This is a genomic window from Enterobacter cloacae complex sp. SYL001, from assembly GCF_049237025.1.
GTDB classification, from domain to species: Bacteria; Pseudomonadota; Gammaproteobacteria; order Enterobacterales; family Enterobacteriaceae; genus Enterobacter; species Enterobacter intestinihominis.
Genome location: NZ_JBMKJI010000013.1, coordinates 64,090 through 76,469, shown reverse-complemented (window position 1 = coordinate 76,469; position 12,380 = coordinate 64,090). Strand labels below are relative to the sequence as shown.

11 protein-coding genes are annotated in these 12,380 nt (G+C 58.6%); 6 read left to right on the top strand and 5 right to left on the bottom strand.

The window, feature by feature from the left end:
* Window positions 1-5: 5 nt before the first annotated feature.
* Window positions 6-3,056 carry a formate dehydrogenase-N subunit alpha gene (fdnG, locus tag ACOTZP_RS13730; RefSeq protein WP_087878250.1) on the bottom strand — a complete coding sequence of 1,017 codons (3,051 nt, stop codon included), beginning with the start codon at window positions 3,054-3,056 and terminating at the stop codon, window positions 6-8.
* Between the two features lie 371 nt (window positions 3,057-3,427).
* Between fdnG and fdhD the strand changes: the two genes are divergently transcribed.
* Window positions 3,428-4,264, top strand: coding sequence for a formate dehydrogenase accessory sulfurtransferase FdhD (gene fdhD, locus ACOTZP_RS13725; protein ID WP_063152737.1), 837 nt, complete (start codon window positions 3,428-3,430; stop codon window positions 4,262-4,264).
* A gap of 114 nt (window positions 4,265-4,378) precedes the next feature.
* Window positions 4,379-4,543 (top strand): DUF1471 domain-containing protein, encoded by a 165-nt coding sequence (locus ACOTZP_RS13720; RefSeq protein WP_108400214.1) that lies wholly within the window; start codon window positions 4,379-4,381, stop codon window positions 4,541-4,543.
* 88 nt (window positions 4,544-4,631) lie between these two features.
* On the opposite strand, the gene ACOTZP_RS13715 is transcribed toward ACOTZP_RS13720, so the two are convergent.
* A complete protein-coding gene (locus ACOTZP_RS13715) occupies window positions 4,632-4,955 on the bottom strand; it encodes an AzlD domain-containing protein (RefSeq protein ID WP_022649832.1) in 324 nt (107 codons plus the stop codon).
* A complete protein-coding gene (locus ACOTZP_RS13710) occupies window positions 4,955-5,614 on the bottom strand; it encodes an AzlC family ABC transporter permease (protein ID WP_003861971.1) in 660 nt (219 codons plus the stop codon). Before ACOTZP_RS13710 ends, ACOTZP_RS13715 begins: the two co-directional genes overlap by 1 nt.
* A gap of 103 nt (window positions 5,615-5,717) precedes the next feature.
* Here ACOTZP_RS13710 and ACOTZP_RS13705 point away from each other — a divergent pair, with 103 nt between their 5' ends.
* The 4 genes from ACOTZP_RS13705 to ACOTZP_RS13690 all read left to right on the top strand — a co-directional run bounded on the left by ACOTZP_RS13705 (window position 5,718) and on the right by ACOTZP_RS13690 (window position 10,830).
* A complete protein-coding gene (locus ACOTZP_RS13705; RefSeq protein WP_023305101.1) occupies window positions 5,718-6,266 on the top strand; it encodes a helix-turn-helix domain-containing protein in 549 nt (182 codons plus the stop codon).
* A 17-nt stretch (window positions 6,267-6,283) separates the two neighbouring features.
* Window positions 6,284-7,279: a LacI family DNA-binding transcriptional regulator gene (locus ACOTZP_RS13700; protein ID WP_421633735.1), complete on the top strand. Its 996-nt coding sequence runs from the start codon at window positions 6,284-6,286 to the stop codon at window positions 7,277-7,279.
* Between the two features lie 105 nt (window positions 7,280-7,384).
* The gene (locus tag ACOTZP_RS13695; protein WP_271074921.1) at window positions 7,385-9,508 is read left to right on the top strand and encodes an alpha-galactosidase; all 2,124 of its coding nucleotides are present in this window, start codon (window positions 7,385-7,387) and stop codon (window positions 9,506-9,508) included.
* 44 nt (window positions 9,509-9,552) lie between these two features.
* On the top strand, window positions 9,553-10,830 hold the full coding sequence (locus ACOTZP_RS13690; protein WP_063853137.1) for an MFS transporter: 1,278 nt from the start codon (window positions 9,553-9,555) through the stop codon (window positions 10,828-10,830).
* Here the strand turns inward: ACOTZP_RS13690 and rhaM are convergent.
* Window positions 10,818-11,132 carry an L-rhamnose mutarotase gene (rhaM, locus tag ACOTZP_RS13685; RefSeq protein ID WP_022649824.1) on the bottom strand — a complete coding sequence of 105 codons (315 nt, stop codon included), beginning with the start codon at window positions 11,130-11,132 and terminating at the stop codon, window positions 10,818-10,820. The two genes, ACOTZP_RS13690 and rhaM, sit on opposite strands and share 13 nt — an antisense overlap.
* Window positions 11,129-12,277: a lactaldehyde reductase gene (fucO, locus tag ACOTZP_RS13680; RefSeq protein WP_063853136.1), complete on the bottom strand. Its 1,149-nt coding sequence runs from the start codon at window positions 12,275-12,277 to the stop codon at window positions 11,129-11,131. The genes rhaM and fucO overlap by 4 nt, the downstream gene beginning before the upstream one ends.
* Window positions 12,278-12,380 lie beyond the last annotated feature (103 nt).

Below are 12,380 nucleotides of genomic sequence, written 5' to 3'. Positions count from 1 at the left end.
CTCCGTTACACCTTTTCCACGTTCACGAGGAAGGCCTTAAACTCCGGCGTCTGCGTGTTCGCATCACCGACGAACGGCGTCAGGGTATTCGCAATGAACCCTTTCTTCGCCACGCCCTCATAACCCCAGTGAATTGGGATGCCGATGGTATCCACCTGCTGACCATGAACGTTCAGCGTGCGAATACGCTTGGTCACCACCGCCTTGGCTTTGATGTAGCCGCGGTTAGAGGAGACCTTCACGGTATCGCCATGGGCGATGCCGAGCTTGCCCGCCAGCTTCTCGCCGATCTCCACAAACTGTTCCGGCTGCGCGATGGCGTTAAGCAGCGCGTGCTTGGTCCAGTAGTGGAAGTGCTCGGTCAGACGGTAGGTGGTGCCGACATACGGGAACTTGTCCTTTTTACCCAGAGCTTCAAAATCGCCCTTGAAGATACGGGCTGCCGGGTTAGAGACCACGTTCGGGTGCAGCGGGTTAGTACCCAGCGGCGTCTCAAACGGCTCATAGTGTTCCGGGAACGGACCTTCCGCCATCTTATCGATAGCAAACAGGCGCCCCATCCCTTCAGGCTGCATGATAAACGGCCCGACATCGCTGCCTGGTGCGGCAGTGCTGTAGTCCGGAATATCCACACCGCCCCATTTCGCGCCGTCCCACTTGAGTAGCTGACGCTTCGGATCCCACGGGTTGCCCTGCGGGTCAGCAGAGGCACGGTTATAGAGGATGCGGCGGTTAAGCGGCCATGCCCATGCCCAGCCCAGCGTATTACCGAGGCCCGACGGGTCGGCGTTATCGCGGTTGGCCATCTGGTTGCCTTTCGGCGTCCAGCTACCGGCAAAAATCCAGCAGCCGCTTGACGTCGTACCGTCGTCACGCAGGTGTGCGAAGGTGCTGAGCTGATCGCCTTTCTTCGCCAGCACGGTGCCGGTCGCCGGGTCGATAACGTCCGCCAGCGCCTTACCGTTGCTCTCCATGGCCACTTCTTCCGGCGCAGGGTTTTCCGGCGTCGAATAGTTCCAGGTCATGTTCAGCACCGGCTCAGGCGTTGCGCCGCCTTCAGCCGCGTACATTTTACGCAGGCGTAAGAAGATACCGGCCAGGATCTCGCCGTCGTTCAGGGCGATGCCCGGGGCGTCCGCGCCTTTCCAGTGCCACTGCAACCAGCGGCCAGAGTTGACGATAGAGCCGTTCTCTTCCGCGAAGCAGGTGGACGGCAGACGGAACACTTCGGTCTGAATCTTCGACGGGTCGACATCGTTCGACTCACCGTGGTTCTGCCAGAACGTCGAGGTTTCGGTATTGAGCGGGTCAATTGTCACCAGGTACTTCAGTTTCGACAGAGACTCGACAACCTTGTTCTTGTTCGGGAACGACGCCACCGGGTTAAAGCCCTGGCAGATATAGCCGTTGACCTGGCCCTGGTGCATCATTTCGAAGTACTGGAGGACGTCGTACCCTTTGTCCCACTTCGGCAGCCAGTCAAAGCCCCAGCTGTTTTCCGCCGTCGCCTTGTCGCCGTAGAAGGCTTTCATTAGCGAGACGAAGAACTTCGGATAGTTGCCCCAGTAGTTTACCTGGCCTTCGAGCAGCGGTTTTGGCGTGCTGGCCGTCAGATAGGTTTGCAGGTCGGTCTGTTTCTCGCTCGGCAGGTTCATGTAACCCGTCAGGCTCTGAGACAGCAGGCCAAGGTCGGTCAGACCCTGAATGTTGGAGTGACCGCGCAGGGCGTTAACGCCGCCGCCTGCCATCCCCATGTTGCCGAGCAGCAACTGAACCATCGCCATGGTGCGGATGTTCTGCGCGCCGATGGAGTGCTGCGTCCAGCCGAGTGCATACAGGAACGACGCGGTCTTATCTTTGGCGCTGGTTTCCGCAATCAACTCGCACACCTTCAGGAAGTCCGCCTTCGGCGTCCCACAGATGTTTTCGACAACCTCTGGCGTATAGCGGGACACGTGCTCTTTCAGCAGGTTCCACACGCAGCGCGGGTGTTGCAGGGTGGTGTCGCGCTTCGCAAAGCCGTTTTCGTCCAGCTCGTAGTTCCAGCTGGTTTTGTCGTACCTGCGTTTTTCGGCGTCATAACCGCTGAACAGGCCATCTTCGAAGTGGTAATCCTCACGCACGATCAGGCTGGCGTTGGTATAGGCTTCGGTGTACTCGCGGTTATATTTTTCGTTGGTCATCAGGTACAGCAATACGCCTGACAGGAAAGTGATGTCAGTACCTGAACGAATAGGGGTGTAGAAATCCGCCACTGACGCTGTACGCGTAAAGCGGGGATCGATCACAATCAGCTTCGCGCCGTTGTGGATTTTGGCTTCCATCGCCCAGCGGAACCCGACAGGGTGCGCTTCAGCGGCGTTACCGCCCATCACCACAATAAGGTTGGCGTTCTTGATGTCGACCCAGTGGTTGGTCATCGCACCGCGACCAAATGTTGGAGCAAGACTTGCTACCGTTGGTCCGTGTCAGACACGCGCCTGGTTGTCGACCGCGAGCATACCGAGTGCGCGCGTAAATTTCTGGGTTAAATAGCCGGTTTCGTTACTGGACGCTGAAGCACACAGCATGCCGGTGGAGAGCCAGCGGTTAACGGTGGTGCCTTCGGCATTCTTCGCAATAAAGTTGGCATCGCGGTCTTCTTTCATCAGCTTAGCGATGCGATCGAACGCCTCTTCCCAGCTGATTTGTTGCCATTTGTCAGAGCCGGGAGCGCGGTACTCAGGAAACTTCAGGCGGCTTTCGGAGTGGATAAAATCTACCAGACCGGCCCCTTTCGGACACAGCGCACCACGGTTGACCGGATGATCCGGATCGCCTTCGATGTGGAAAATAGATGCTTTGGCGTTTTTCGCACCGTCGCCGAGGCTATACATTAACAGCCCACAGCCGACGGAGCAGTACGTACAGGTGTTACGGGTTTCGCGGGTGCGCAGCAGTTTATACTGCCGAGTTTCCGCCAGCGCTACGCCGGGCGCAAAGCCCAGTGCCGCCGCCGTGGTGCCTGCCATACCGCCAGCGCAGATCTTAAAGAACTGCCTTCTGCTGACCTGCATGGGTCACTCCTTGGTTCATTACGACATTGCTATGTAGTTTTACTTTGCGGTTGAGAATTAACCGCAAAGGAGAAAAATTTGCGTTAATCCCTCATTTCTCCGAGGGATAAGCCCAGAATACCACAATGTCGGTACGCCTGTTCCAACGGCGTTAAAACAAAGTGAACGTATTATCACGGCATTGATTATAAAGTGTGATATCAATCACATTTCTCTCTGCGGATGTTAAGGGTGTGTAGCAGATGACCGGTTGCACCCCTCCGAATTGAGTAGGAGAATGGATGCTGAAAAGTTGATCCATACTATGCGTAAGGTCCGCTGTTTGTGGTGCAATAGCAGGCTCACTTCCGTGGTTGTTCAGGAATACCGTCGTGTTTAAACAAAACCGTGCTACCCACGCGTCGCCACTGCCTGCGGGCATTGTGGAACTGTCGGTACACAGACCGCCTCACATTTCACATGCCACGCCGGATTTTCTGGCGGAAGAGGTCCCCGTTGCCCTGGTTTACAACGGGATTTCGCATGTGGTGATGATGGCCTCGCCGAAAGATCTCGAGCTGTTCGCCATCGGTTTCTCCCTCTCGGAAGGCATCATTGCGCATCCGCAGGAGATCTACGGCATGGACGTCGTACCGGCCTGTAACGGTCTCGAAGTGCAAATCGAACTCTCCAGCCGCCGCTTTATGGGGCTGAAAGAGCGCCGCCGGGCGCTGGCCGGACGTACCGGCTGCGGCGTGTGCGGTGTTGAACAGCTTAACGATATCGGCAAACCCATTATCCCGCTGCCGTTCACCCAGACGTTCAATCTGGCGCATCTTGATCGGGCGCTTGAGCACCTGAATGACGTTCAGCCCATCGGCCAGCTCAGCGGTTGTACGCATGCGGCGGCGTGGGTATTGCCGTCGGGGAGCATTGCAGGCGGGCATGAAGATGTTGGCCGCCACGTCGCGCTGGATAAGCTGCTGGGCCGTCGCGCTCGGGAAAACAACGTCTGGCTGCAAGGGGCCGCGCTCGTTTCCAGCCGCGCCAGCTACGAGATGGTGCAAAAATCCGCCATGTGCGGCGTGGAAATTTTGTTTGCGGTGTCAGCGGCAACCACGCTGGCGGTTGAAGTGGCGGAGCGCTGCAACCTGACGCTGGTGGGGTTCTGCAAGCCAGGCAGGGCGACAATTTACACCCATCCGCAGCGATTAATTGTTAATCAGTAATTTTGAATGAGTATAGCAAATCCTTCCGCTTTTAGTTGTTCATGATGAGGTCTAGTATTTATCTCATCAAGGCATGGTGCCTTATCTAAACAACTTAACGAAAGGGTTTATCTCATGAAAAGCATCAAAACTTTTGTCGCAGTAATCGCTCTGGCTACATCTTTCGGTTCTTTCGCTGCGCAGACTGTGACCGCATCCGCCTCTACGCTGGACGGTGCAGAAGCTAAAATCGCCGCACAGGCTCAGGAAGCGGGCGCGTCATCCTACAAAATTACTTAGGCATTCACCGGTAACCGCGTACACATGACCGCTGAACTGAACAAATAATTTCGCAGTACCGTCGAAAGAGCGCCCCTGGGGCGCTTTTTTAGTTTATGCCCGCCAGACGCAGCAGCGCCGTCACCACCGCCGCCGCGACGATCACCACAATTAACGGCATTTTGCGCCAGGCCAAAAACACCGCGAACCCCACCCCCAGCACGCGCGCCATCCCGGCAAAATGGTCCCCTTCATAAAACGTTGTCGCCAGCGCGACGGAGAACAACAAAACGGTAGCCGCATCTGAAAGCAGCGCCTGCGACCGTTCAGAAAGCGCCAGCCGGCTGCCGAGTTTTGCCCCGCCGAGACGCATCAGATAGGTTCCGGCAGAAAGAATGGCGATGCCGAGAATAAAGACCGTCATGTTTTCCATTATTTTTTCCTCGCGGCAAGGCCGAGCAAAGAGAGCAGCACCGGTAGGCCAACCGGCGCAAACGGTACGGCGGCCAGCGACAACACCGCGCCGCTACAGGCGCGGATCAGCGTGGTACGGTTTTTAAATGCCGGCACCACTAACGCCAGCAGGATCGCCGGGAACACCGCGTCCAGCCCGATGGTTTCCGGGTCTGGCAGTAGCTTGCCGACCATCGCCCCCAGCACCGCGCCCAGCGGCCAGATGATTGCCACGCCTAACCCGCACAGCCAGTAGGCCGCTTTACGCTGCTCGGCGGTTTTTTGCGACAGGCCAAACACCACGCTTTCATCGTTCATGATATGACAGCCCAGAAAGCTCAGGCCGCGCTTGCCCACCAGGTCACGCACCGTCACGCCGAACGGCACATGGCGCGCGTTTACCAGTAAACCGGCTGCGGCCGCCGCCAGCGGATTGCCGCCGCTCGCTACGATGCCGATAAACATAAACTCGGATGCGCCTGCCAGCACCGTGAGGGAGAGGACAAATGGCACCCACAGCGGGAAGCCGTAGGCCATCGCCAGCGAGCCGTAGGACATGCCGACCACGCCCACCGCGAGGCAGACCAGGACGATCGCTTTTATCGTGTCGCCTTTCAGGCAAGAGAGGTGATTCTTCATACCATTTTAGCCATATCGAACGTATTTCCATTATAATGAACGCATCAAAAACGTTTTACAAGGCGAACGATTCGTTCGTTATAGAGAGAATGAGGCCGTTATTATGACGCAGCCAATCAGCGTAATCGCCAGAAGCCTGGTGCGAGAACGCCTGCGAACCGGACTTTCGCTGGCGGAGATCGCCCGCCGTGCCGGGATCGCCAAATCCACGCTTTCACAACTGGAGTCTGGCAACGGCAACCCTAGCCTGGAAACGCTCTGGTCGCTTTGCGTGGCGCTGGATATTCCGTTTGCCCGGTTACTGGAGCCACAGCAGCCCGTCACGCAGGTGATCCGCCGCGGCGAGGGCACAAAAGTTGTCGCCGGGCAGGCGAACTACGAGGCGATTTTGCTCGCGGCGTGTCCGCCGGGGGCGCGTCGTGATATCTACCTGCTGCTGACTCAGCCGGGGGCAGACCGTATTTCCCAGCCGCATCCGCCAGGGTCGGTTGAGCATATTATCGTGACCCAGGGGCGGGCGATGGTCGGTCTGATCGACGCGGCGGAAGAACTCGGCCCGGGAGATTACATTTGCTACCCTGCTGACCAGCCGCATATCTTTAAGGCGCTGGAGCCAGATACGCACGCGCTGCTGGTGGCGGAACAAAACTAAAGAAGATACGGAAAATCATGTCGCTTAAAGCCATTGCCAAAGAACTGGGGCTGTCTGTTACCACCGTCAGCCGCGCCCTCAACGGATATGACGACGTTTCTGCTGAGACGCGCGCCCGCGTGGAAGCGGAGGCCCAGCGCCGTGGCTACCGACCAAATACCTTTGCCCGTCGCCTGAAGATGGGCAAAATCGACGCCGTCGGGTTGGTGTTTCCGGTGCATCCTGTTCCGCTCAATAACAGCGTTTTTATGGACATGGTCGGCGAAATTAGCCACGAACTGGCGCGACATGAGATTGACCTGCTGCTCATCGCTGACGACGATCTGGCGGACAAACACAGCTATATGCGCATGGTGCAGAGCCGACGCGTGGATGCGCTGATAGTGGCGCATACGCTGGATCACGATCCGCGTCTTGAGCAGCTTCAGGCCGCCGGGTTCCCGTTCCTGGCGCTCGGCCGCAGCCAGCTGCCGCAGCCGTACGCGTGGTTCGATTTCGACAACTATGCCGGTACGTATCAGGCCACCCGCTGGCTGATCGAGAAAGGCCATCAGCGCATTGCGCTGCTGGGCGAAAGCAACAACCAGGCATTCATCACCCAGCGTCGCCAGGGCTTCCTGGACGCGCTGCGGGAAGCCGGTCTTTCCAGCGAATGGCTGCGCGCCATGCCCCCTTCGCGCCGCGTGGGGTATGCCACCACGCAAGAACTTCTCTCCCTGCCGCAGCCGCCCACGGCCATCATTACCGACTGCAACACTCACGGCGACGGCGCAGCGATGGCTCTGGCGCAGATGGGGCGCTTAACCGGTGAAAATGCCGTCTCGCTGGTGGTCTATGACGGTTTACCGCAGGACAGCATTGTCGATATCGACGTCGCGGCGGTGATCCAGTCTACCCGTCAGGGCGTCGGGAAACAGATTGCCGATATGGTGCGCCAGCTGATTAACGGCGACGACATTGATACGCTTCAGGTGCTCTGGCAGCCGGAATTTTCCCCAGCCCAGACGGCCTGATTACACCAAAAATTCAAAACTCGATCACAGATCCGAAACGTTGTGGTTTATATCCGAAACGTTTCGGATCAACACTCAGGACATCCCGATGACAGGAGATGTCCGATGCAAGATGCCATTTTTCGACTTGAAAGCAATACGGTTGACGTGGTGCTAAAAACCCATCCGTTCGCCGAAATTCTCTACTGGGGACCGCACCTTCACCACTTTTCGCCGCAGGATGTGCTGAGTATTGCGCGCCCGGTTGCTAACGGCAGGCTGGACGTCGACTCGCCCGTCACGCTGATGGCAGAGCTGGGGCACGGCCTGTTTGGTTCGCCCGGCATCGAGGGGCATCGCCAGGGGCTGGACGGTTCGCCTGTCTTCACCACCACAGGCGTACAACAGCAGGGGCAAACCCTGACGGTAACGGCGGAAGATAAACAGGCGGGCCTGCGCCTGACCAGCGAGCTGGTGCTGGATGCCAGCGGCGTACTGGTGGTGCGCCATGGGTTAACCAACCTGAAAACGCTGGCGTGGCAGGTGGATCGCTTTGCCGTGACGCTGCCGGTGGCCGAACGTGCGCAGGAGGTGATGGCCTTCCACGGACGCTGGATCAGGGAGTTTCAGCCGCACCGCGTTACGCTTGAGCACGACAGCTTCGTGATTGAAAACCGCCGGGGTAAAACCTCCCACGAACATTTCCCGGCACTGATTTCAGGTACGCCGTCATTCAGTGAAATGCACGGCCACGTCTGGGGCGTGCATCTGGGCTGGAGCGGCAACCACCGCCTGCGCGCGGAAGCGAAAACCGATGGCCGCCGCTATATGCAGGCCGAAGCGCTCTACCTGCCGGGTGAAATGGCGATTGAAGAGGGGGAAACGCTCTGGACGCCGCGCCTGTATGCCAGCCACTCCCCGCACGGGCTGAACGGCATGAGCCAGCAGTTCCACCGTTATCTGCGCGACAACGTTATCCGCTTCCCGGAAGATAAACCGCGCCCGGTGCACCTCAACACCTGGGAGGGGATCTACTTCAACCACGATCCGGACTACATCATGCGCATGGCCGACGAGGCCGCAGCGCTGGGCGTGGAGCGCTTTATTATCGACGACGGCTGGTTCAAAGGCCGCAACGATGACCACGCGGCGCTGGGCGACTGGTATCTGGACGAGAAAAAATACCCGAACGGCCTTAAGCCGGTGATCGATCACGTTAAACAGCTTGGCATGGAGTTTGGTATTTGGGTTGAGCCGGAGATGATTAACCCGGATTCCGATCTGTATCGCGCGCACCCTGACTGGGTGCTGGCGCTGCCGGGCTACGCCCAGGCGACCGGGCGACATCAGCTGGTGCTCAATCTTAATATTCCGCAGGCCTTTGATTATCTGGTCGAGCGCATGAGCTGGCTGCTGGGCGAGCATGCGGTCGACTACGTGAAGTGGGACATGAACCGCGAGCTGGTGCAGCCAGGGCACAAGGGCAAAGCCGCCGCCGATGCCCAGACCCGCCAGTTTTATCGCCTGCTGGACGTGCTGGGCGAGCGTTTCCCGCACATTGAGTTTGAATCCTGCTCCTCCGGCGGCGGGCGAATCGATTATGAAGTGCTGACCCGCTGCCACCGCTTCTGGGCGTCCGACAATAACGACGCGCTGGAGCGCAACACTATCCAGCGCGGCATGAGCTACTTCTTCCCGCCGGAGGTGATGGGGGCGCATATCGGTCATCATAAATGTCACGCTACCTTCCGCCAGCACAGCATTCAGTTCCGCGGACTGACGGCGCTGTTTGGTCACATGGGGCTGGAGCTGGATCCGCTCACCGTCGACGCGCAGGAGCGTGAAGGCTATCGACATTACGCCGCGCTGTATAAGCGGTGGCGCGAGGTCATTCATCACGGCACCCAGTGGCGCGTGGATATGCCGGACGCCACCACCCTGGCGCAGGGTATAGTGAGCGAAGACAAGACGCAGGGGCTGTTTTTGGTCAGCCAGCTCGCGATGCCGGATTACACCCTGATGATGCCGCTGCGCATGCCGGGGTTAGACGCCAGCGCGCAGTACCGCATCACGCTGCTCGATCACCCGAACATTCAGATTACGGGCGAGGGCGGGCACACCATGCGCAAGCTGCCGGCGTGGATGGACGCGCCGCAAACGGTAAGCGGTGAATGGCTGATGCAGGCGGGTATTGCGCTGCCAATTCTGGATCCGGAAACCGCCATTCTGATTGGTGTGGAACGCGTGTAAGGGTGACGGGCCGGGCAACCGGCCCTCCGTTGAGGATAAAAATAATGAACACAACAACCTGTACCCACAAAGACAACCCTAACTTCTGGATCTTCGGGCTGTTCTTCTTTCTCTACTTCTTCATCATGGCCACCTGTTTTCCGTTCCTGCCGATCTGGCTGTCGGACATCATCGGCCTGAACAAAACCCATACGGGGATTGTTTTCTCCTGCATCTCGCTGTCGGCCATTGCCTTCCAGCCGGTGCTGGGGGTCATTTCGGACAAGCTGGGGCTGAAAAAACACCTGCTGTGGATCATTTCGGTGCTGCTGTTCCTGTTCGCGCCGTTCTTCCTGTACGTCTTCGCCCCGCTGCTGAAAACCAATATCTGGCTGGGGGCGCTGAGCGGTGGGTTGTATATCGGCTTTGTCTTCTCAGCGGGTTCGGGGGCGATTGAGGCCTACATTGAACGCGTGAGCCGCAACAGCTTTTTTGAGTACGGCAAGGCGCGCATGTTCGGCTGTCTCGGCTGGGGGCTGTGCGCCTCAACGGGCGGCATCCTGTTCGGCATCGATCCGTCGTATGTTTTCTGGATGGGATCGGCGGCAGCGCTTTTGTTGATGCTGCTGCTGGTGGTTGCGAAACCGAAGCCCAACCAGACGGCGCAGGTGATGAATGCCCTGGGCGCCAATCAGCCGCAGATCACCGCTAAAACCGTCTTCACCCTGTTCCGCCAGCGCAGAATGTGGATGTTCATCCTGTACGTGATTGGCGTGGCCTGCGTGTATGACGTCTTCGACCAGCAGTTTGCCACCTTCTTTAAAACCTTTTTCGCCACACCGCAGGAGGGGACCCGCGCCTTTGGTTTCGCCACCACGGCCGGGGAAATCTGTAACGCGATCATCATGTTCTGCTCGCCGTGGATCATTAACCGCATCGGCGCGAAAAACACGCTGTTGATTGCCGGGGTAATCATGGCGACGCGCATTATCGGCTCGTCGTTTGCCACCACTGCCGTGGAGGTGATTGCCCTGAAGATGCTGCACGCGCTGGAAGTCCCGTTCCTGCTGGTGGGGGCATTCAAGTACATCACCGGGGTGTTTGATACGCGCCTGTCGGCCACCATCTACCTGATTGGCTTCCAGTTTGCCAAACAGTCGGCGGCGATCTTCCTCTCCGCCTTTGCCGGAAATATGTATGACCGGGTCGGCTTCCAGGAGACGTACCTGATGCTGGGCTGCTTCGTGCTGGCGATTACGGTTGTGTCGGCGTTTACGCTGAGTGGCAGGCGGGAGATAGCTGCTACCGCAGGGGCAGCAGCGTTAACACATCAGTCCAGGTAAAACACCTCGTTCAGCTCCGCACTCACCGGGCTGTTGTCCGGGTTAGACGGCATAACGTCAGCCATATGTTTCCACCAGCGCTGGCAGACGTCGGTATTTGCCACCGCGTTCCAGCGCTCCTCCGATTCAATCTCCACTGTCGCAAACAGCAGGTTGCGGGCTTTGTCGAGGTAAATGGCGTAGTGGTGCGCGCCGTGGGCTTTCAGTACCGCTTCCAGCTCAGGCCAGATCGGGTTGTGGCGGCGCGCATACTCCTCGTGCGCATCCGGGTTTACCTGCATCACAAACGCTTTGCGGATCATAATGCCTCCAGGTACAGCTCGCGGACCTCATCGCGGCTGGCGGTACGTGGGTTGCACGGCGCGCACGGGTCAGCGAGCGCTTTATCCAGCCAGCCTTCAATATCGGCTTTGGTGACGCCGAGCTGGCTAAATCCGGACGGAATGCCGACGCGGGCACTTAGATCGCGAATCGCTTGAATGGCGGACATGCTGGCCGCTTCGTCGCTCATGCCGCGCGTGTCAACGCCCATCGCCTGCGCCACACGGGCGAATCGGGCGACCGCGTTCGGGCGGTTAAAGTTTTCGATGATCGGCAGCAGGATGGCGTTGCAGACGCCGTGCGGCAGGTTGTGCGTCGCGCCCGGCTGGTGCGCCAGAGCATGCACCAGCCCCAGCCCGGCGCTGTTAAACGCCATGCCCGCCAGATACTGCCCAAAAGCCATCTGCTCGCGCGCTTCCAGGTTGTGACCGTCGTCGACCGCTTTCGGCAGCCAGAGGTTGATCAGACGAATGGCTTCCAGCGCGTTGGCATCGGTCAGCGGGTGTGCGCCCACGGAGACGTAAGCTTCAATGGCGTGGGTTAGCGCGTCCATGCCGGTTGCGGCGGTCACGGAGGCCGGAATATCGAGCATCACGCTGGCATCGTCCACGGCGATATCCGGGATGATGTGCGGGTCGATAATCACCTCTTTAACCTGACGCGCGGCGTCGATGATCACCGCGTTGCTGGTCATCTCCGCTGCCGTGCCTGCGGTGGTGTTGATCGCCACCAGCGGCACGCCCGCGTTTTTCACCTTGCCGACGCCGGAATAATCGGTTGACGGACCGGGGTTGGCAGTGAGGATTTTGATTGCCTTGGCGGTATCAATCGGGCTGCCGCCGCCAAAGGCAATCAGGTAATCACACTCTGCATCCTGATATGCCGCATAGCCTTTTTGCACCAGCGCTTCCGTTGGGTTTGGGAAGACCTCATCGAACAGGTGATACGACATCTGATGGGCGTCCAGCGCGTTAAACAGGCTGTCGAGCAGGCCGAGTTTTACCAACTGACCGTCGGTGACAACCAGTGCCTTTCCCCACTGCTTGCTCGCCACCAGGTTGACCATATCGCCGATTGCGCCCGCGCCGTGCAGGCTGATTTTGGGGAGTGCCAACATAAAGCTCATGATAATTCTCCTTAATATGCTTTTGAGGTAATCCGTTCCCCTCACCCTAACCCTCTCCCCGGAGGGGAGAGGGGACTGCTTGGTGCGGCTTTTCACCCTCTCC